16 protein-coding genes and 2 other annotated features are annotated in these 22,237 nt (G+C 41.9%); of the genes, 9 read left to right on the top strand and 7 right to left on the bottom strand.

Annotation, left to right across the window (positions count from 1 at the left end; translation table 11 throughout):
• Window positions 1-298 precede the first annotated feature (298 nt).
• The 3 genes from BS1321_RS18430 to BS1321_RS18420 all read left to right on the top strand — a co-directional run bounded on the left by BS1321_RS18430 (window position 299) and on the right by BS1321_RS18420 (window position 3,912).
• A complete protein-coding gene (locus BS1321_RS18430) occupies window positions 299-1,660 on the top strand; it encodes an MFS transporter (protein WP_063232461.1) in 1,362 nt (453 codons plus the stop codon).
• Window positions 1,661-1,690: 30 nt separating this feature from the next.
• Window positions 1,691-3,049 carry a glucarate dehydratase gene (gudD, locus tag BS1321_RS18425; RefSeq protein WP_063232460.1) on the top strand — a complete coding sequence of 453 codons (1,359 nt, stop codon included), beginning with the start codon at window positions 1,691-1,693 and terminating at the stop codon, window positions 3,047-3,049.
• A gap of 161 nt (window positions 3,050-3,210) precedes the next feature.
• Window positions 3,211-3,912 carry a FadR/GntR family transcriptional regulator gene (locus BS1321_RS18420; protein WP_063232459.1) on the top strand — a complete coding sequence of 234 codons (702 nt, stop codon included), beginning with the start codon at window positions 3,211-3,213 and terminating at the stop codon, window positions 3,910-3,912.
• Between the two features lie 390 nt (window positions 3,913-4,302).
• On the opposite strand, the gene BS1321_RS18415 is transcribed toward BS1321_RS18420, so the two are convergent.
• Window positions 4,303-5,061 carry an SDR family oxidoreductase gene (locus tag BS1321_RS18415; protein WP_063232458.1) on the bottom strand — a complete coding sequence of 253 codons (759 nt, stop codon included), beginning with the start codon at window positions 5,059-5,061 and terminating at the stop codon, window positions 4,303-4,305.
• A 190-nt stretch (window positions 5,062-5,251) separates the two neighbouring features.
• Here BS1321_RS18415 and BS1321_RS18410 point away from each other — a divergent pair, with 190 nt between their 5' ends.
• Complete coding sequence (locus tag BS1321_RS18410) at window positions 5,252-5,875, top strand: TetR/AcrR family transcriptional regulator (RefSeq protein ID WP_063232457.1); 624 nt, start codon at window positions 5,252-5,254, stop codon at window positions 5,873-5,875.
• 104 nt (window positions 5,876-5,979) lie between these two features.
• Here the strand turns inward: BS1321_RS18410 and BS1321_RS18405 are convergent, their stop codons facing one another.
• Together BS1321_RS18405 and BS1321_RS18400 are read right to left on the bottom strand one after the other, a co-directional pair.
• The gene (locus BS1321_RS18405) at window positions 5,980-6,603 is read right to left on the bottom strand and encodes an alpha/beta fold hydrolase (protein ID WP_232522710.1); all 624 of its coding nucleotides are present in this window, start codon (window positions 6,601-6,603) and stop codon (window positions 5,980-5,982) included.
• 135 nt (window positions 6,604-6,738) lie between these two features.
• Window positions 6,739-7,641, bottom strand: a complete 903-nt coding sequence (locus BS1321_RS18400; RefSeq protein WP_063232456.1) for a LysR family transcriptional regulator — start codon at window positions 7,639-7,641, stop codon at window positions 6,739-6,741.
• Window positions 7,642-7,762: 121 nt separating this feature from the next.
• Between BS1321_RS18400 and BS1321_RS18395 the strand changes: the two genes are divergently transcribed.
• Complete coding sequence (locus BS1321_RS18395; protein WP_063232455.1) at window positions 7,763-9,766, top strand: YhgE/Pip domain-containing protein; 2,004 nt, start codon at window positions 7,763-7,765, stop codon at window positions 9,764-9,766.
• A 230-nt stretch (window positions 9,767-9,996) separates the two neighbouring features.
• On the opposite strand, the gene BS1321_RS18390 is transcribed toward BS1321_RS18395, so the two are convergent.
• The gene (locus BS1321_RS18390; RefSeq protein ID WP_063232856.1) at window positions 9,997-11,445 is read right to left on the bottom strand and encodes a DHA2 family efflux MFS transporter permease subunit; all 1,449 of its coding nucleotides are present in this window, start codon (window positions 11,443-11,445) and stop codon (window positions 9,997-9,999) included.
• Between the two features lie 257 nt (window positions 11,446-11,702).
• Between BS1321_RS18390 and BS1321_RS18385 the strand changes: the two genes are divergently transcribed.
• Window positions 11,703-12,599: a TetR/AcrR family transcriptional regulator gene (locus BS1321_RS18385; RefSeq protein ID WP_063232454.1), complete on the top strand. Its 897-nt coding sequence runs from the start codon at window positions 11,703-11,705 to the stop codon at window positions 12,597-12,599.
• A gap of 144 nt (window positions 12,600-12,743) precedes the next feature.
• Window positions 12,744-14,417 (top strand): ribonuclease J, encoded by a 1,674-nt coding sequence (locus tag BS1321_RS18380; RefSeq protein ID WP_063232453.1) that lies wholly within the window; start codon window positions 12,744-12,746, stop codon window positions 14,415-14,417.
• 45 nt (window positions 14,418-14,462) lie between these two features.
• Here BS1321_RS18380 and BS1321_RS18375 read toward each other — a convergent pair whose 3' ends face one another.
• Both BS1321_RS18375 and BS1321_RS18370 read right to left on the bottom strand, forming a co-directional pair.
• Window positions 14,463-15,800 carry an amino acid permease gene (locus BS1321_RS18375; RefSeq protein WP_232522815.1) on the bottom strand — a complete coding sequence of 446 codons (1,338 nt, stop codon included), beginning with the start codon at window positions 15,798-15,800 and terminating at the stop codon, window positions 14,463-14,465.
• Window positions 15,801-16,206: 406 nt separating this feature from the next.
• A complete protein-coding gene (locus tag BS1321_RS18370; RefSeq protein WP_063232451.1) occupies window positions 16,207-17,439 on the bottom strand; it encodes an MFS transporter in 1,233 nt (410 codons plus the stop codon).
• An 832-nt stretch (window positions 17,440-18,271) separates the two neighbouring features.
• On the opposite strand from BS1321_RS18370, the gene BS1321_RS18365 reads away from it, so the two are divergent.
• A complete protein-coding gene (locus BS1321_RS18365; protein WP_063232450.1) occupies window positions 18,272-18,898 on the top strand; it encodes a LysE family transporter in 627 nt (208 codons plus the stop codon).
• Window positions 18,899-19,382: 484 nt separating this feature from the next.
• Here the strand turns inward: BS1321_RS18365 and thrS are convergent, their stop codons facing one another.
• Entirely contained in the window at window positions 19,383-21,290 is a 1,908-nt protein-coding gene (gene thrS / locus BS1321_RS18360; RefSeq protein WP_411836495.1) for a threonine--tRNA ligase, read from the bottom strand.
• A gap of 60 nt (window positions 21,291-21,350) precedes the next feature.
• Window positions 21,351-21,572: a binding site (T-box leader), on the bottom strand.
• Window positions 21,573-21,602: 30 nt separating this feature from the next.
• Window positions 21,603-21,823: a binding site (T-box leader), on the bottom strand.
• A gap of 121 nt (window positions 21,824-21,944) precedes the next feature.
• On the opposite strand from thrS, the gene BS1321_RS18355 reads away from it, so the two are divergent.
• A complete protein-coding gene (locus BS1321_RS18355) occupies window positions 21,945-22,220 on the top strand; it encodes a hypothetical protein (protein WP_081112859.1) in 276 nt (91 codons plus the stop codon).
• Window positions 22,221-22,237 lie beyond the last annotated feature (17 nt).

Below are 22,237 nucleotides of genomic sequence, written 5' to 3'. Positions count from 1 at the left end.
ATTGTTTTATTGTAAGACAAATACACCGAATGGTCAATTGTATTTTTTTTATTTTCTGAAAAATAAAGCATCACTTGATCCCTCAATAATTTAGCTTCTAATATATACAAAAAAACAAGATAATTAAGGAGCTAAAATGAAAAACGATTTATAAAAAAAAGCCATTGACAAACAATTTCATTTGTCTTACCATTGGACAAAACTAAATATTATGAATTTTCACGAAGGGGGAAGCAGCTAACATTGTAAGCGGTATCAAATGAAAAATATAATTAAATACGTTTAAGGAAGTGAGTATATGAACGCTGAAGAAAAGGTTTTTCAAGCAACTCCTAAACTGCCAAATGCCCAGAAAAAAACACGCACACGATGGTTCATTGTCTTCATGCTCTTTATGGTTACCGCCCTGAATTATGCGGATCGTGCGACACTATCAATTGCGGGGACGGATATGTCTGGTCAGCTTGGTCTCGATTCAGTCATGATGGGCTATGTTTTCTCCGCCTTCGCTTGGTCTTACGTAGCTGGACAAATTCCAGGTGGATGGCTTTTAGACCGTTTTGGCTCAAAAAGAGTTTACTTTTGGAGTATCACGTTATGGTCTACCTTTACGCTTTTACAAGGATTTCTCGGTCTTTTCGGTTCTGCCGGAACAGCTGTCATGGTATTGTTCGGACTGCGTTTTTTAGTTGGATTGGCAGAAGCCCCTTCCTTCCCGGCCAACAGCCGAATCGTTGCTACCTGGTTCCCGAGCCATGAACGCGGAACTGCGGCTGCCACTTTCAATTCAGCCCAGTATTTTGCAACTGTTCTCTTTGCACCGATCATGGGTTATATTACGTATAAATTGGGTTGGGAATACGTCTTCTTCTTTATGGGCGCTTTGGGAATCATCGTTGCTTTCATCTGGATGAAAACGATTTATGGACCAAAGGAACATCCACGTATCAACAAAGCTGAGCTTGAATATATCGAAGCAGGCGGCGCTTTGATTAATATGGATCAAACCACTACAAATAAGAAGGAAAAGAAAGGCGTTAACTGGAATCATATTAAGCAGCTATTATCAAATCGTATGCTGCTGGGTGTTTATCTCGGACAATATTGCATTACAACATTAACTTACTTTTTCCTTACATGGTTTCCTGTGTACCTTGTACAAGAAAGAGGCATGACCATTCTTGAAGTTGGATTAGTCGCTTCCCTTCCAGCCATTTGTGGATTCTTTGGCGGCATTCTCGGAGGGACATTCTCGGACTTCCTGTTACGGAAGGGATTCTCATTGACTGTCTCCCGAAAAGTGCCAATTGTTGTTGGGATGCTTCTATCAATGAGCTTGGTAGCTGCAAACTATGTAGATACGGAATGGATTGTTATATTCGTTATGGCCCTTGCGTTTTTCGGTAAAGGGTTTGGGGCACTCGGCTGGGCGGTAGTGGCCGATACCTCACCAAAAGAAATGTCCGGTGTCAGTGGCGGGCTTTTCAACACATTCGGTAACATTGCCGGCATTACAACACCGATTATCATCGGATACATCATTGCCACGACAGGGTCATTCAATGGGGCGCTAGTCTTCGTATGTGCTAATGCTCTTGTCGCGGTTTGCAGCTATTTATTCCTTGTTGGTGAAATTAAACGTGTAGAGTTAAAATCATAGTCAACTAAATATTCTAGTAGGGGGAAAATTATGAACAATCAATTGCTTAAGGATAATGTAAAGATCGGCACACCGGTAATATCAGAAATGAGCGTTATTCCAGTTGCGGGCCATGACGGCATGCTTTTGAACTTGAGCGGTGCCCATGCTCCTTATTTCACCCGGAACATTGTCATTCTAAAAGACAATGCGGGCAATACGGGTGTAGGTGAAGTTCCTGGAGGCGAAAAAATTCGCCAGACACTCGAAGATGCCAAACAATTGGTTGTCGGCCAGTCCATTGGAACTTACAACAACATTCTAAATACCATCCGTAAGCAGTTTGCGGACCGGGATGCAGGAGGGCGCGGCCTTCAAACGTTCGATCTCCGTATTGCCATACATGCCGTAACAGCATTGGAAGCGGCCCTTCTAGATTTAGTTGGCCAATATTTAGGTGTTCCAGTCGCAGCCCTTCTCGGCGAAGGACAACAGCGAAATAAGGTGGAAATGCTGGGCTACTTATTTTATGTAGGTGACCGCAATAAAACAGATCTTGGTTATATAAGCGAACCTGAAGCGGAAGATGACTGGATTCGCCTCCGTCATGAGGAAGCGCTCACACCCGAATCGATTGTCCGCTTGGCAGAAGCCGCCCACTCTCGCTATGGATTCAATGATTTTAAATTAAAAGGCGGGGTTTTGCGCGGGGAAGAAGAAATCGAAGCGGTGACGGCACTTGCGGAACGCTTCCCTGAAGCCAGGATCACCCTTGACCCAAATGGCGGCTGGCTCCTTGAGGATGCGATTAAACTTTGCCGGGATCAACATCATGTTTTAGCCTATGCGGAAGATCCATGCGGAGCGGAAAATGGTTTTTCCGCCCGGGAAATCATGACGGAATTCAGGCGCGCAACTGGCCTTCCTACCGCTACGAATATGATTGCAACGGACTGGAGGCAAATGGGGCACTCCATTCAACTTCAATCCGTGGACATTCCTCTTGCCGATCCGCATTTTTGGACGATGCAAGGCTCCGTCCGTGTTGCTCAAATGTGCAACGAATGGGGATTGACATGGGGATCACACTCCAATAATCACTTTGACATTTCACTTGCCATGTTTACACACGTTGCAGCAGCAGCACCAGGAAAAATCACCGCGATCGATACCCACTGGATTTGGCAGGATGGGCAGCGTTTGACAAAAGAACCTTTTAAAATTGTCGGCGGAATGGTCGATGTCCCTTCCAAACCCGGACTTGGAATTGAATTGGATATGGAACAAATCGAGAAGGCACATCAGCTTTATAAACGAAAAGGACTTGGTGCCCGTGATGATTCAATGGCTATGCAATACCTGATTTCCGGATGGAATTTCAATCCAAAATCACCTTGCCTTGTCAGATGATTTTTTTCCAACAATGCGTGCGCCTCTCTCTTTAGAGCGGCGCATTTTACTTTTTTTGGACATTGACCTTCTCATCCTCACATGCAAATAAGTGTATTATATTATATAATTAGTCTTACAGTAGGAATACATATAGGATTTCACAGAAAAGGGGTTACACAATGGAAGAATCGTCAAAGAAATTAGGCGTACAATCGGTACATCGCAACACTCTTTCACAACAAGTCGTGGATCAAATTGTCCATCTGCTCGTCAGTGGACAAATGAAAGCGGGCGACAAACTGCCTCCTGAAATGGAACTTATGAAAGAACTTGAAGTAAGCCGACCTGTTTTACGGGAGGCGCTAAGTGCACTTGATACACTAGGGGTCATTACACGGAAAACGCGTGAAGGAACCTTTTTTAATGATAAAATCGGTACCCATCCATTCTCTGTCATGCTGGCGCTGGCCACTGATAATTTACCAGCGATCATCGAAGCGCGAATGGCATTGGAGTTGGGATTAGTAACGATGGCTGCAGAGAAGATCACAGACGAACAACTGGAGAAACTGCAAGTTACGATTGACACGATTGCCAATAGTGAAGACAACGATTATGGAGAGGCCGATAAAGAATTCCACAAGATCATTGCTTTAAGTGCGAACAATCCGATTATTGAAGGCATGATCGATTCCTTATTGATTACCCATAATAAAATAAATAGCCTGATTCAATTCAGAGAACGGGAACTGACTGTAAAGTATCATAAAGCCATCTATGCGGCACTTGCAGCACATGATCCACATGAAGCATTTAGCCAAATGTACAAGCACCTTGATTACGTCCGTCAGAAAGTCCTTCAATATTCTCACGCAAATTAATATATCGTTTGAGAGGTATATCAGCAAACTAATGGATCACTCAATGATCCAATTTCATAGGGAAAGTGGATTTTTTCAGGGAACCAATTTTGCTTCCAAGATTTTAGAGTTAAACTCATCTTTTAAATCCAATTGATAGCATAATTCTTTTTGAGAAAAACTGGATAGTAGTTGAACTATCCAGCCCCCACTTATCCAGCTTGATTGAAATGAAAATGTCAGGACTCCCGAATGAGTCGACACCCTCCTCTTGCAAATTGTCTAGCTAACCAAAAGCCCCATCCAATGAACCTGCCAAGGATCCACTCAAAAAAAATGCATCCCTGCTTACTAGCAGGAATGCATATTGAAGTCACCAAGTTTTTGACCATCCTCTTTTTAATCTACGACTTAATATGCACTCCAACCTGCATCTGCCGTGATGACAGTACCATTAACAAAACTGGAATCGTCTGAAGCAAGGAACAATGCCACTTTAGCGATTTCTTCAGGTTTGCCATTGCGTGGATTGATAGCCATACCCAATTGTTGGCGAGAGATGCCGAACTCATTGATATTCGTCATGCTGGAACCAATATTGGTTTCAACTCCGCCTGGTGCTATTGCATTGCAGCGAATCCCTTTATTGGCATACATGAAGCCCGTGTTTTTTGTGAAACCAACCACTGCGTGTTTTGAGGCAGTATAAGCTGCGCCTGCTCGAGCACCATATAAACCGCCAGCAGAAGCAATATTGATGATGACTCCTTTTTGTTTTTCTAAAAAGATTGGCAATACCTTTCTAGTCGAACGCATGACGCTTGTCGTGTTAATTGCAAAAATCCGATCCCATCTAGAATCCTCAACGTCTCCAGCAGGTTCCATGCCATCCATGATGCCCGCGTTATTCACCAAAATATCAACCGTACCATACGTACTGACCGTGGTATCGATCAAATGTTGAATATCTTCTTCCACCGCTACGTTGGTTTTAATGGCAAATGCCATTCCGCCATTCGCTTTTATTTCTTCTACCGTCTCGTTCGCACCATCAAGATTTAAATCCGATACGACGACTTTAGCCCCTTCTCTAGCATAATCTATAGCAATTTGTTTCCCCATGCCTGATGCTGCGCCTGTAACTACTGCAACTTTGTCTTGTAATTTCATTTGAACTCCCCCATTCAATCTAGTGAAGTGATATTTATTGTACAGATGTTCATTAACTTACTTCCTTTATAGTATAATTAGTTTCAGTAGGCTTATACAATCAGCAAATGATGACCTCAATGTTGAACAATGAACACGAACGGTTAATTATGTTTATTAAAAGTACAATAACGAACAAAGGGTGAAAAAAATGTCCAATAATAACACTGGGATTGATAGAAGGATCAGGAAATCGAAAATGGCTCTGAAAGAATCCCTCATATCATTAATGCAAAATAAGGATTTCAGGGAGATATCGATTACTGACATTGTAGAACTCGCCGACCTTAATCGGGGTACATTTTATAAACACTATCAGTACAAAGAGGAACTGCTCGAAGAGGTCATGGAGGATGTGATTGCCGATTTGATCATATCTTACCGGGAACCTTATAAAAACGTTGAAACTTTCACCATCAATGAACTAACGGCTTCAGTAATCAAAATATTTGAACATGTAGCAAACTATGAAAACATTTATACCCTCATCCTAAAGTCGAATGCATGGCCTACATTACTAGAAAGGATTTGTAATGAATTAAAGAAACTTCCATTAAAGGACCTAGAAGATTACCGGCCTAACCCTAAGATCAATACAGAACTTGCCTCCAGTTACCAAGCATATGCGATATTAGGCATGATCATCGAATGGGTCAACACAGGCTTTAAATACAGCGCAGACTATATGGCTGAACAGTTACTGGAAATCATTAATAATAAATCGGTAAATGCCGTCTATAAAATAAACCATACATTTAAAGATGCCCAGCAGTAATAAGAGGGCTGCTTTGGCAACCCTCCTCCATTTCTATGTTCCCTTTAGAAGCTCATGAAATAAGAAACCTTTTTACGGCAGACAAGAAAGCTGGTAAATTATCTTCATGCACAAAGTGTCCGGCATCCTCTATCGTCACCAATTCGCAATTCGGAATAAGCTCGGAAACCTCCAGCAATTTGTTTTGGGGAATATGGCTCGACCCGCCCCCTATAACAAGCGTCGGCATCATAATATCGGTAAGACGCGCCCGGTTCATTTAGCTGCTGTAGAATCGAAGGCACAACCTGCCAATCAAACGGCAGAGGTTCAGACGGTCTGGAAGGAACCTCCATTGGTTTATCCGAAAAAGGAGGAGGCGTATCTTCGACAATCAACCTATCTATCATCGAAGGAAAAGTTTGCGAGAAAAGATAGGAAACTGTTCCCCCCATGGAATGCCCTATTAGCGAAAACCTTCCCAAATTAAGCGCATCCGCAAAATGAAACAAATCATCGCACATCAATTCAAAAGTGTATGTATTAGTTCTCGCACTCCCACCGTGGCCCCGTTGATCTAAAGCTAAAACACGATAATTTTCTCCTAATGCGGCAGCCACTTGATCCCATGATTCTGCACTTTTCCCCAGCGCGTGAAGAACAACAAGCGGTGGTGCAGAAACATCCCCGCTCTCCCGATATTGAAACGTGAGGCCATTCAACTCAATTTGATTAACCCGTATTTCCATCTCCATTCATCTCCTAGGATCGGATTCGTCATTTTGAACCCGATATATTTAATAAAAACCTCCTAGAATACTATGTTCTCTATAATTAAATTATACTTTTTATGCCTTCACCCATTTATTCGCCCTTTACCACATTTATTCATCCTTTAGCCTAGCGGAGTTGGCGGCAGCGAAGTAGTCCATGACAAATAAACGAAATTGCTTGGCTACTGGGGTGAAGTAGCGTTTTTCTGACCAGCCGAGCCCTATTGTTCTTTGACAAGCGGGTTCAGTTATCCGGATTTTATGGGATAATGACCCGGTTTGATGGAGCCATGTCAATTCGGATACGAAGGCGACCCCCAACCCTTTCCTGACAAGGTCCGAGATGACAGCTGGTTCATCTCCTTCGAATGCTATGTGCTGGACGAATCCCGCTTCGAGGCAAAATTGGTCGGTTAGGCTGCGAAACCCGAAACCTGTATTCATACTGATGAATGGTTCATCTTTCACTTCTTGGAGTTGAATGCTTTCCCTGCCTGCCAGCCGGTGATTGGGAGGAACGATCAAGTATATTTCTTCGGTGATCAGCGGTTCCCACTTTAAGTCTGGTCCTTCAATCGGAACGGAAGAAATGCAATAATCGATTTCTCCTTCAATTAGAAGCTGTTTCATGGATGATATGGATTTTAGGAATTGTTGAAAACGGACGTCCGGGTATTGAGATAAAAATGTACCCAATAAATCAGGCAGGACCCTGGGAATGGTAACGGCCAAGGTGATGTTCTTTTGGTCTTGATCTGTTAATTCCACTATTTCGCGCCTTCCTTCATTCAGTTCTGCAAAAGCGCGTTCGACCCGGTTCAAGAATATTCGTCCGGCTTCATTGAGCTTGATTTTCCGGTGTTCCCTATCGAACAGTGAGACTCCCAAATCCTCTTCAAGCCGAGATATGGTTTTACTGAGGGATGGCTGAGCAATCTGAAGTTGTTCCGCAGCCTTCGTCATATGTTCCAGTCGTGCTACGGTTTGAAAGTACTGCAGCTGTAATATTTCCATTTTCCCACTCTTTTCACATAGATTTAAATCTATTATTACATAATCAATTATGTATTATACAGTATCTAAAAAAGCCATTATGATGAAATAATCTCTTAGTTAGAAAGGGCAGGCTCAAATAATGAAAGGTTTACAACTTGTATTTCAAGATATAAAAGCAATGTGGAAACATAAACACGGGAGAATCGCCTTGATTTTCCTTTTGGTAGTTCCATTGATTTACTCAGGTTTCTTCTTGGCAGGCTATTGGAACCCTTATGGAAAGTTGGATCAGCTCCCTGTAGCTGTGGTCAATCTCGATAATGGTTCGGAAATGGATGATAAGCCAGTCGAGGCTGGAGATGATTTCGTTGAACAATTGAAGAAGCAGAAAGAATTGGACTTTCACTTTGTAACGGCAAAGGAGGCTAATACTGGTCTTGAAGAAGGTACCTATTATATGGTTGTCACGATTCCGGATGATTTTTCGGAAAATGTCACGACTTTAATGGATGAAAAACCGGAAAGAGCTAAACTTTTGTATTCTGTCAATCCAGGTAAGAACTTCGTTGCCTCACAGATCAGCTCAACTGCTGTCGAAAAGATGACTGCAAAAATCAACGCAAGCATTACGAAAGTCTATTCTGAAGGCATCCTTTCGAAATTCCAGGACGTTTCTAAAGGCTTGGCGGATGCCGGGGATGGAGCGGGAGAGCTTCATCAAGGAACGGCGGATGCGAAAAGCGGCAGTGAGAAATTGAATGATGGCCTTCAGGATTTGAATGATGGCGTCCACAAGCTGCAAACAGGAAGCACCAAGCTCTTGGATGGACAAGAAGCCTTAACGGATGGTGCGAAAGGATTAACATCAGGTTCCCAGAACTTGTATTCCGGCATGAAGCAGCTATCGGATGGACATGACTCATTGGAAAATGGGATGAATGAAGTAAGTAAGGGTGTTGAGAACTGGTCAGCCGGAAATGCAAAATTGATGCAAGGGCAAGAACAGGCTGCCGATACAGCGAATACTCTTAAGAAACAATTGGATGCCTATATGAAAAGTCATCCTGAAGCAATAAAGGATCAAGATTTCAAGCAAATCGTTGCCCTGTCAGAAGGTTTATCCAAAGCAGCCACCACTTTACATGCCGGTCAAAAGCAATTGGGCGAAGGTGCTGCCAAAGTGGCTGATGGACAAGAAACCGTTCAAACCGGGATGAATACCTTTGGTGATAAAATGGCACAAGCTACCTCGGGTGCTAAGCAATTAAACGAGGGTTCTGAAGAATTAGCGAATGGATTATTTAAATGGAAAAATGGTTTCTCCACTTTACATGCCGGAATCGATTCGCTAGCCGGCGGAAGCAGCCAGCTAGCCAGTGGATCGTCAGAACTTCAAGAAGGACTGGCTTCACTGGAAACGGGTTCAAGCAAGTTATCCACCAAGCTTAATGAAGCTGCCGATAAAACGGCCAGTCTTCAGTACGACGATTCGACAACTTCGATGTTCTCTGAACCCGTACAATTGGTCCCATCCAATTTATCTGAAGTACCTAACTACGGAACCGGGATTGCTCCTTATTTTCTGTCATTGGCCTTTTATGTAGGCGGCATCATGGCTTCCAATATCTTGCCGCTTGGACGCAGGCAGAATCTTAAGGTTACCGGAACCGTTCATTTCACGAATAAATTAATGCTGGTATATGTAATCGGCTTGGTTCAGGCACTTCTAGTGGATGCAGTCGTCCTTCTTGGATTCCATTTACATGTAGCCAGTGTCCCTGTATTCATTCTATCAAGCATCATCGTTTCATTTACCTTCATGACGTTCATCCTTATGTTGGTGACCGTATTCGGTGTGGTGGGCAAATTCGCAGCCGTGACCCTTCTCGTATTCCAATTGGCTACCTGCGGCGGAACATTCCCAGGCGAACTGGGCATGTCATTATTGACGAAAATCGGTCAATTTTTACCTATGGCCCACTCACTAAAGGAACTTCAAGAGGTCATCTCATTAGGCGGCTGGGAAAACTTGCAGACGCAGATTTGGATCTTACTAGCCTATCTCGTTTCTGCAGCGATCATTGGCTGGATAGCAAGTCATATTCAGCATGCAAAAATAACTTCAGAGGAAGTGACATCTTGATGTAAAAAAGCGCAGTGCAAATGGCACTGCGCTTTTTTGTATACAAGTGAAAATCACCGGGTAAAACATACTGATGGATCGTGGGTCGAATTATTCCGCTGTTACATGAATTAAATTCCGTTCCGGGCCTTAAATCGGTGGTAGACCAAACAAAATCGGCTGAAGTTAAAAGAAAAAGCCCTATGCTGCCTGAACTATTCAGGTGGCATAGGGCTTTTTTATTGTTTCATCTAAGCGGTTTGATCTTTTTTCATAGCTGGTTTTTCTTCAGCCGGCCATGCGCGCTTAATGAATAATGTCAGAATCAATGCCACAGCAGCAATGAAGGTGGATACAAAGAAGGAGAAGTTAATTCCATCGAGCATCGCCTGCATTCCGATTTGGGCTTGCATTTGTTCCATCATTTCAGCAGTGGGCTGGCTTGTTAGTTTGCTCATTGCTTTGGTCATTAAATCCTCACCGGAAGAAGCGGCATGGTTTGACATGACTGTAACAAGCAATGCTGTACCGATTGCACCGGAGATTTGGTTCAGCGTGTTATTCATGGCTGTGCCATGCGGGTTCATACGGGCTGGCAGCGAGTTCAATCCATTTGTCATGATCGGCATCATGGCCATGGACAAACCGAATAAACGGACGGAATACAGAATCACAATATGTGTATAAGATGTATCCATTGTTAATTTACTGAAGAAATACGTCGTCACCACAGTAATAAGCAAACCGGTTGAAGCAAGTATGCGGGCACCGAATTTATCGAAGAGCTTACCGGTAATCGGTGACATGAAGGCCATCAATAGTGCACCGGGCAGCATCAGCAACCCTGAATCGAATGGTGAAATGCCACGGACCGTTTGTGTATACATCGGCATTAAGATCATCGCCGAGAACATGGCCATATTAAGCACGATTGAAATCGTTGCAGATAAAGCGAACATCGGATGTTTGAAGATCTTGAATTCAAGCATTGGCGTTTCCATTTTCAGCTGGCGTGTAATGAAAAGGATCAGGGAAATGGCACCGACAATCAATGTTCCATATACCCAAGGGCTATCCCAGCCTTTGCTGCCTGCAGAGCTGAATCCGTAAAGCAGGCCGCCAAAGCCCAAGCTAGATAGGATGACCGATAATTTATCGATTTTAATATCGACTTTTTCCTTTTTGTCTTTAAGTTTAAAGAAGCCGAGAAGAAGCACTAGTAAAGCAAGCGGAGTAATGAAGTGGAATAGCATTCTCCAATCATAATGTTCGATGATCCAGCCTGAAAGCGTCGGCCCGATTGCAGGGGCAAACATCATGACTAAACCGAATAATCCCATTGCCGAGCCCCGTTTTTCAACAGGGAAAGCAGTTAAAAGCACGTTCATTAATAACGGCATCATAATGGCAGAACCTGCAGCCTGAACCATACGTGCGCTCAATAATAGCGGGAAAGTATGCGCTACACCTGCAACGATCGTCCCGATCGAGAATAGGAGCATCGCTGTCAGGAACAGATTACGTACCGAATATTTTCTTATTAAGAAGGCTGTTGTCGGAATCATGATTCCGTTCACAAGCATATAGCCCGTTGTCAGCCATTGAACTGTGGAAGTCTCGATTCCCAGGTCTGTTTTGATTGATGGCAGTGCAATATTTAAAAGGGTTGAATTCAGTATAGCTATAAACGCCCCGACCATCAGTATGGCCAAAATGCCATACGAACCCTTTTTTTCATTTGTTTGTGCAGTACTCACTTTTTATCTATTCCTCCATTCAAACTATTGGTTCATTTAATTAGACGAGTGGTATATTCCAAACTCACAAAATCAATAATATACCCCCAGTTCATTTTTTGCAATAAAAATTTACTGGTTTAAATAAGGGTTTGTGCTGTGATGAAAAATAGAGTACGATTACATTTATACAAGCAGTATAATGAAAATAAGGTGATATGATGAATAATCGAAGGCAGAATGTTATCGATACGGCTCATAAGCTGTTTATTGACAAGGGCTACCAAGCTACGTCCATACAGGACATTTTAGATGGCAGCGGTATATCAAAAGGTACATTTTATAATTATTTCCCTTCGAAGGGTGAATTATTTATAGCCATTTTCCGTTCCTTCTATACAAAGATTCGCCATGACCGGGAAAAACTGTTGATTGGTCAAGATTCCGCCGATATTGATATTTTCATCCAGCAGCTCGAACTGCAGATGATGGTGAACAAGCAAAGCAAATTGCTTATCCTGATCGAAGAAGTCCGTGTTTCCAACGATGAAGAATTAAAACAATTCATCAATAACACGCTATTGTTGAGCTTACGCTGGATGTATAATCGTTTTATCGATATATTCGGTGAAAGCAAAAAACCCTATCTTTTAGATAGCGTCATTATCTTTCATTCGATGATGACCCACATGAATCATTTTAGCTATCGTGCCAATCCCACCGGTACACCGGACATACAAATTATCCGCTATTGCATGAACCGCATTGTCCGCTTAGTCAATGAAGTGGCTGAAAGCGGGGAACAGATCATTGATCCGGAATTAATGGATACGTGGTTCCCAAACTTTACAAACCACCTTGATCCTTGCCATAATGATTTGCTTCAATCCACCACTGAATTGAAAAAAGCGATAAACAAAGCTTTGCCTTGCGATGAAAATCGAACAAGAGCCATTGAATTAATCGACTTTATCCAAGATGAGCTGATGCAGTCCGACAAGCCGCGAAAATTCTTGATAGAAAGTTTGCTGCTCACTTTGAAGACTGGATATGCATCACAGGTCCAAGCTTACATTGAGACTTTTGAAGAAAGCATCAATTCTTGCTTGAGCCGATGAATAGTGAAGATACACGCACCTACCAAAAACGGTAGGTGTTTTTTTATGGCTTTTTGGAAATGCCCTGATTTTAAAAAAGAGTTGGTTTTATAAAAGGGACCTAGGAAACACTATCCTTATCATCATAAAGGGAGGTCTATCTACTTGAGTGTGAAAGAGAATGCTTTGTCCATACTGGCTCTGGGCGGAGTGAATGAAATCGGTAAAAACATGTATGTAGTTCAATATTCTAAAGATATCGTCATTATTGATTGTGGTGCAAAGTTTCCTGATGAAAGTTTATTAGGAGTCGATTTGATCATTCCTGATATTTCCTTTCTTCAGGAGAATAAGGAGAAGATCCGCGCTTTGATTGTGACTCATGGGCATGAAGATCATATTGGCGGTATCCCTTATTTCTTAAAAAAATTGAATGTGCCCATTTATGCCACACGTTTAACACTTGGTTTGATTGAATTGAAGTTAAAAGAGCATAACCTTTTAGGTGATACGGAATTAATCCAAATCGATTCGGATTCAAGGTTGGAATTTGGGGAGATAGTTCTGGACTTTTTCAAAACGAACCATAGTATACCCGATTGCCTTGGAGTCACCATGCATACGCCAGAAGGCACGGTCGTTCATACAGGGGACTTTAAGTTTGACTTGACTCCCATGAATGATCAATTTCCCGACATTCATAAAATGGCCAAAATCGGGAGTGAAGGTGTCTTGGTACTATTATCTGAAAGCACGAACGCAGAACGTCCCGGCTCAAGTCCCTCGGAGCATCTGGTTGGCAGCCATATTGAAGAGGCCTTCATGCAGGCAAAACAGAAAGTCATTCTTTCGACCTTCGCTTCAAATGTCAATCGCGTTCAACAAGTTGTGAACGCTGCACAGAAGACAAACCGGAAACTCGCCCTGATTGGACGAAGCATGGTGAACGTCGTAACCGTTGCCATTGAACGCGGCTACCTCGACGTTCCTGATGGGATGCTTATCCAACCACAAGAAGTGGATAATTATGCTCCTGAAAGGGTCGCGGTTTTATGTACAGGCAGTCAAGGAGAGCCGTTTGCTGCCCTTTCACGCCTCTCCAGTTCGAATTATCGGGATATGAGCATATTGCCTGATGATACAGTGATTCTTGCCTCCACTCCTATACCCGGAAATGAACGGGATGTTTCACGTATCATCGACAACCTGTTTCAACTGGGTGCCAAAGTCATTTACGGTTCTGGGACAGTGACAGGCATGCATGTTTCCGGACATGCCTATCAGGAAGAGTTAAAACTCATGCTTACCCTGATGAAACCTAAGTATTTCATACCCATTCACGGTGAGTATCGGATGTTGCACCAGCATCGATTACTAGCTGAGTCTGTCGGGGTGGAGAAGGACCATACTTTCATCATCAATAATGGCGATGTGGTGGATATTGAAAACTCCGTTGCCCGTCAAACGAGAAAGGTCGCTGCCGGCAATACCTTTGTTGACGGTGTGGGCGTTGGTGATGTTGGAGAAATCGTACTGCGGGACCGGAAGCAGCTTTCCGAAGATGGAATGCTCGTAATCGTCATAACAATAAGCAAGACGGAAAGAAAAATAGTATCAGGACCCGATACCATTTCCCGTGGATTTGTATATGTTCAAAATTCAGAGGACCTCCTTAGACATGTTAATCGTCTTGTCACGAAAACGGTCAACGACTTACAAAGTGAAAAAATATACCGCTGGAACATCATCAAACAAACCATAAAGAAGGAACTAGGGCAATATCTCTTTAATCAAACAAAGAAAAAGCCAATGATCCTTCCGATAATCATTGAAATTTAGCGCCAATCGAAAGGAACTCGACTTCGTATAGTCGAGTTCTTTTTTTCAATCAAGTTCTGATTTACTGGCTTTTGCGGCCATCGCCTTGTTCTTATTCCAAACCTTGAACTTCATGAAAACGGCGGCAAGACAGATGATCACGATAAATAAAAGGCTGATGAAGAACCCTGGTCGCATTTCTTTTTCAAGCAGGGTGCCACTTACGGCGGCTAAAATTAAAAGAAGTCCGAAAACGGCCGTAATCTTACTCCAAATCTTATTTTCCAAGATTTTGAATGAAGAAAGAATGATGAATGCCCAGTTATACAAAAGTAATATACCAGCAGATGTTGTAATGTATTCATAAATCTTGCCTGGCAGGAGCAAGGCAGTGATGATCGATCCTAAAAGTCCTAAGGCTCCAAGACCCAGTGAGGGCAGTGGAAGGTCCTTGAATTTCTTGATCTTTTGCATGAATAATGCCGGTGCATTCCCATCATTGGAGAGCGTCACCAATAGATTGGTTACACCAAATAGTGAAGCGGTCATCGTCGAGAAACCGGCAATGATGATCGCACCATTAAAAACGTGCGGGAAAAATGTCAGATGATAACTGTCCAATGCCGAAACGAATGGGCTTTCTTTTTCACTGAATGCCCCTAACGAAATCATGGTTACGGCTAACCCCAATGAAACGACATATATGATGGTAAGAACCAAGAGCATAATTGTCCCTGCTTTTGGCGCATCTTCTTTCTTTTTAAGCTGCATCGCCATCAGTCCAATGACCTCAATGCCGCCAAACGCATAAAAAGCATAGATAAGGGATGTCCAAAACCCTTTTAGCCCTTTTGGGAATAATTCATAGTACGTATTCGGAAATGAGGGCGGTTTCCCTCCATCAAGACCAAACCAGCCGAAAACGGCACATATTGCAATAATGATAAACATTACGATCGCTGCTGTCTTAATTACCGCAAGGATGTTTTCCACTCTGTCGAACCCTTTTGTTCCCAGCAATACCACCACGATTGAAACAATTGCAAAACCGGATGCAAATAGCCACAGCGGTACTTTTGGGAACCAAAATTGCGATAACAGTGAAAGCGCAGTTAACTGACTTCCCATGATCAATATATTGGAGGACCAATAATTCCAGCCACAGCTAAAGCCAGCCCATCGTCCAAATGCTTTATTGGCATAATAACAAAAAGACCCCTCTTGAGGATCGGCAGCCGTCATCTTAGCAAGCAGATTATAAACGATGTAAGTACCTAGTGCAGCCAATACAAATGAAAATACAATAGATGGCCCCGTCGTTTTAATCCCTATGGTTGATCCAAGGAAATACCCTGTACCGATCGTACAGCCTACACCGACCAATGATAGCTGCCACCAATTCATATCGCCTTGTTGTTCACCTGTTGCATTGGAATCTTGAACGGCCTTTCCCTTCGCTGAACTGCAATTGGCTTTTGTTGTCATAACGTTCCCCCCTTCCATCATTCATAGTGTTGATAAGGCCACAATGAATTATTCAAGGAAGAAGTTTTCCAAATGATCAATCAAATATCAAATTAGAATTGAAGTGATATGTAATGTACGTAAGCATTATGATACGATGGCAGAAATGCCTTGATAAGCAAAATCAACCCCAAAGCCGATCAGTGTAAACCCAGATAATTGAAATGGCCATCTGCGATCATCGACCCTGCTCCAACGATCCAGACATGCTAAAAAATTTGCGAGTTACAAACAAAAAAGCCGTGGAAAGCCCGGCCTTTTCGGAGAATTTCTATTGAAGCCTACGTTAGGCAGCAGCTTCTTTTTTGTCTGAACTTATGAATTTCAAAACGATCAAAACGATGCCTATGCCAATGATTCCTGAAATGATATAGCTCATATTGATATGATTTTTCATGACCAGGGACATGACCGGGGGGCCTGCTGCAACTCCGATGAACCTTGATGACATGTAGAAGGAGGTAATCGTCCCCCGCTGTTCCTTTTTTATATTTTGAGTGATGATTGCGTCGAGTGTCGGCAATAACGCACCAATTGCTATGCCCACCAAACTCGTTACGAGTAATAAAAGGAAAACTTTGTTTTTTGTAAAACCGACAAATACAAGGCTGATTGAAAGGACAGCTATACTGATCATGATGATCTTTTTCATGATTGGTAATTCACCCTTGATTTTTTTCCCTGCAACATAAGAAGACACACAAAGAAAAAATAGCGGAATCGCTATCACTAAACCTTTTTTGACTCCATGCAAATCATGGATTTTTTCAAGATTGTCAGACAAAAAGAAAAGAACACCGAACAAAACCAGCATGACAAATACACCAATCAGGAAAACTGTATATAACCATTTTCCTTCCTGCTTGAATATTTTTTTCGTATCATGCCAGAATTCTTTGAATTTCTTCGGATCATCTTTCTCCTTTGGTACCTTTATAAAGAAAAAGACCAAGACAATAGATATTAAACTGAAGAATGAAATTGAGAAGAATGGTAAAAACCAGATAAATGCAGCAAACAGGGAACCCAATATTGGACTTAGTACTTTCCCAAATGTATTCGAGGTTTCTATGATACCCAAACAAGAACTCGTTTTTTCATCATCATCCTTGTATAGATCCCCCACCAGAGGCAAAATGATCGGCGAGGCCCCAGACGCCCCAATCCCCTGCAATACCCTCCCAATGATGATCCATGTATAGGGATTTTCCATTTTCCATGATGCATAACCAGCGACCAAGCCACCAATAAGGGCTAGGATCAGGCTTGGCAGGATCACCATTTTCCTTCCAAATCGATCTGATAAATAGCCAGCTATAGGAATTAAAAAAATTGATGCAACGGAATAGCTTGTTATCACCATGCTGGATTGAAATGAAGATATCCCCACCTTTTCCTCAAAAATGGGCAAAACCGGAATAAGCATTGAATTTCCAAGTGTCATCACCAATGGAATCGATGCCATACTGATCAGGCACCACACGCTTACATTATTATTTTGCTTCTCATGACCTTCCATACTTACACTCCTCATCCATTATAAAAGCAAATAATTGCATAAAAGGTAACCATTTGTGAAACGAAAATGTTTTGCATCATTTTTTAGATGTCTTAAATTATTATGTTATAGCGCAGAAAGATTTATTCAGTAGCGCTTTACCCAAAATTACCCCTTATGTCCATTAAAACGAAAAAACCCATTCTATTTTAAGAATGGGTCAGACTGTAGACAAACTCGATAATAATTCATTTTGCCAACAATGTTTTTGAGGGTTTGTAAAATTCGAACCGTTGCCTCCAAGCACTCGCTTTCCGCGGATGGTCCGCCCTAGGCGCTCTTTGCGTCTGCAGGGTCTTCCTTGGATACGCTTTTCCCGCAAGAGTCTCGTACCTTTAAACTTTAGAAGGTAAAAATCCGCTCCACACCATTTAAATAACATTACCTTCATTTAAAACGATAGATGCTGATACTTAATAAGGTTTAACGCATTTGAAAGTATTTCTTCAAAATGATCCTTAATTTCATTGCAATATCAGTATGCATGATATCAATTGTATTGTATTTATTCTGTATCGATAATTCAGGCATAATTATCCTCCGATTCCCCTGGAGTTTTATAGCGCATTCATTAAAACTGACGTCTTTCCATTTGACTAAATTACATGATGAAGGACTTTTCTGTGTGGTTACAAAAACATCCAGGTTCCAGGTCACGGCCAAGTACATCCATAAAGCAAACCGGACCATGATTCACCATATCCACTCAAAAAAGGACTAAAAAGGTGGTACAAGTCCCATTGTTTGAATACATTCAAATAAGCGAAGATGTATCAAATGATGAGGTGATGATTTGGGTGTTTTTTTCAGCTATGTATTATTAGGCTTATCATTAGCGGCTCCTATCGGTCCCATAAACGCTGCTCAATTGGACAAAGGAATCAAAAAGGGTTTTTGGCATGCCTGGATTTTTGGCTGGGGTGCCATTTTAGCGGATTTCGTTTTTATAGCCCTCGTCTTTTTCGGTGTCGTCCACTTTTTGGACAACTCCTTCATGAAGACATTTTTATGGCTTTTTGGATTTTTCGTCCTGACCTATACCGGAATCGAAAGTCTGCTTAGTGCAGGTAAGATTGAAGTGAATGCACGAAATGCGAAAGATTCCCTTTTTTCTTCATTCCTGACTGGATTCATCATGTCCCTTTCGAATCCTTTATCCATTTTGTTTTGGCTGGGGATTTATGGATCCATTCTCGCAAACTCCGCTTCAAAATATGATATGGATCATTTACTTTTATACAGTTCAGGAATCCTTATCGGCCTCTTAATCTGGGATTTCGCAATGGCCATCATCGCCAGCACTTTCAGACGCTTATTATCCAAACCAATTCTAATGGGCATCTCGATCATTTCGGGTATATCCCTTATAGGGATTGGCATTTACTTTGCCATCCAAGCAGCCAAGGTTTTATTTACATAATAAGTTTAAGTAATGTATACGGTTATTACTCTTATAATGTTCCATATTATACGGATCCATATTATTACGATAATCCTTATGCTAATTTGCCTTATTATGATGACAGACTGCCAGTACAAACACTGGTTCCAGTAGCCACTATTCAGAGCCTTTTAAACGCAGGCCGACAAGGTCATTGTTTCAGAGGTTTTTGGGGTAACACCCAGCACACCTTTATTTTAATGGGGATAAATAATGCTACTGGTATGGTACAAATACTCGAAGGTTGCATTCCAAATGAGGTTCATCATACTGATATAGTTGGATTACAATACCTAGATTAACCTGCCCGGGGGGGTAACTGTTTCCAGCAGTTCATTCCTGGTGTTGGCTGGGTATGGATTTGTAGATAAAAAAGGACAGCCGATTTATTCGGCTGTCTCTTTTTATCCAAACCTAATTCAATGGGCATTTACTCGTGAGTTTGGATTAAGCTGCTATCTTATTAGATGCTGCGTTCTTTTATTTGCTGGACCATTTTCTTGATGAACGTTTCTATTGCGACATTTTCAAATTCTTGTTCCCCGTATTTCCGGACATTCACTTCATTTTCTATCTCTTCTTTATCTCCAAGGACCAGCATATATGGGATTTTCCCCATCTGTGCTTCCCTGACTTTATACCCCAGCTTTTCATTCCGATCATCAATTTTCACTCTTATCCCTTGATTCTTCAGTTCTTTTTGAACCTTTAAACAATAATTCAAATGAACTTGTGAGACAGGGATGATCTGTACTTGCACCGGGGCAAGCCATACCGGAAAAGCACCGGCAAAATGTTCTATCAGGATTCCAAAAAAACGATCGATCGATCCAAAAATGGCACGATGAATGACGACAGGACGAACTTTTTCATTATTTTCATCGATGTAAGTCAGATCAAATTTATCGGGCATTTGAAAATCAAGTTGAATTGTTGCACATTGATGGCTTCGTTTTAATGCATCTTTTATATGAAAATCAATTTTAGGTCCATAAAATGCCCCGTCCCCTTCATTTAATTGATAATGTATTCCGATGCTTTCCAGAACATTTTTCAAGGCTGTTTCAGAAGCCTGCCAAAGGGAATCATCGCCCATTGAATCCTCTGGACGAGTCGAGAGCTCAACGGAATACTCGAATCCAAAAGTGCGATACACCTTATCAATCAGATGAAACACTTGTTTAATTTCACTTTCGATTTGATCCTGCCGAACATAAATGTGTGCATCATCCTGACAAAATGTACGGACCCGCAGCATTCCGTTCAATGCACCGCTATATTCATGACGGTGGACTTGACCGAATTCGGCCATCCGGATGGGTAAATCCCTGTAAGAATAAAGACTGTTTTTGAAAATGAGCATATGACCCGGACAGTTCATTGGCTTCATCGCGAATTTTGTTTGATCCACCTCAGTGAAGTACATATTCTCATGGTAATGATCCCAGTGACCCGATTGTTCCCATAGCCGCTGGTTCATCATGAAAGGAGTCCGAACTTCGTCGTAATCAGCTTCAGTCTGAAGCTCCCGCGAGAACTTCTCCAATTCATTTCTAACAATTTGTCCTTTAGGTAAATAAAACGGCATTCCAGGGGCTTCCTCCGAAAACATGAATAACTCCAACTGCTTCCCTATTTTTCGGTGATCGCGTTTGGCCGCTTCTTCCAGGAATTTAAAATGATCCTGTAAATCCTTTTTCTTTCGGAAAGCCACGCCATACACCCTTTGAAGAACTTCATTTTGATTGTCTCCCCGCCAATAGGCACCAGATACACGAGTCAATTTGAACGATTTTACAAATGATGTGGATGGAAGGTGCGGCCCTTTGCATAGATCGACGAATTCCCCCTGTTGATAGAGCGTTAATTTTTCACCCTTAGGGATATTCTTTGCTATATCCAACTTGAATGACTCCCCTCTACCCTCGAATAACTTCACAGCTTCGTCATAAGACACTTCGATCCTTTTAATTTCCAGATTTTCACTTATGATATGTTCCATCTCTTTTTCAATAGCTTGTAGATCTTCTGAACTCAAAGGATGGTCTAACTTAAAATCATAGTAAAAACCATCTTCCACTACTGGCCCCATCCCTAATTCCACGTTTTGGTATAATCTTTTCACAGCCTGCGCCAAAACATGCGCCGATGTATGTCGTAAAACTTGTAATCCTTCATCCGAATCCAGAGTCAAGATCGACAGTTCGGCATCCTTATTCAACTTGAAACTTAGGTCAACCAGTTGCTTATCCAGTATTCCTGCTACTGCCTTTTTCCTTAAACTTGAGCTGATGGACCCTGCCACACTTTCCACTGTCATCCCTTGCGGATATTCCTTTTGCTGCCCATCCGGGAATTGAACTTTAATCATTTTTTCACCCATCACATAAACACCCCTTTTTTAGTAATAAAAAAACGCACTCATCCCTATGCAAGGGACGAGTGCGTTTACCCGTGGTTCCACCCAATTTCCCATAAGCAAGAAACACTCATGGCTCTGGAGCTTGTAACGCAGCTTAGACGATATCAGTTACTCTCGTTCACCGATATAGCTCAAAGGCGGTAAATCAGTTTCCTAAGCCAGGAAGTTCGCAGCTGCCCTTCCCTCTCTGCAGACCGTAAAAATGATTCATGTCCTTGTCATGGCAATAATTATTATAATAAAAAACGCACCCATCCCTAAGTAAGGGACGAGTGCGTTACCCGTGATTCCACCCAATTTCCCATAAGCAAGAAACACTCATGGCTCTGGAGCTTGTAACGCAGCTTAGACGATATCAGTTACTCTTGTTCACCGATATAGCTCAAAGGCGGTAAATCAGTTTCCTAAGCCAGGAAGTTCGCAGCTGCCCTTCCCTCTCTGCAGACCGTAAAAATGATTCATGTCCTTATCAATGCTTCTAAAATGTAAATGGATTTTTATATTGTTATATATATTACAATATATTTCCATAAGTGACAACCTCAAATTTTTTAATTTCATTACAAACACTAAATTGGTATAATTAGTAAAAAAGGAGTCTCTATGAAAAGTTTAAGCAATTGGTCTATCGTATTAGCAGTGATTGGTACACTATCATTTTGCTGTTCCCTCGCTTTACCTAAAGCCTCCAAGCTGCTTATGATCTCAGGATTCGGAGCGTTACTTATTGGTATGTTTTGCAGTTTCGGGGCCATGTATAAAAATGAAAAAGGAAAGTCGAAATTTTTGGCTGTGGCTGCATTCTTTCTTTTAAGTTTCATTCTCGTTTGGAATGAACCATTTCAAATTGTCAGGCTCTTGACCTGGATGAAAAATTAATCAAAATGAAAAACCCG

This window comes from Peribacillus simplex NBRC 15720 = DSM 1321 (assembly GCF_002243645.1).
Classification (GTDB): Bacteria; Bacillota; Bacilli; order Bacillales; family DSM-1321; genus Peribacillus; species Peribacillus simplex.
This window is presented reverse-complemented; position numbering and strand designations above follow the sequence as displayed.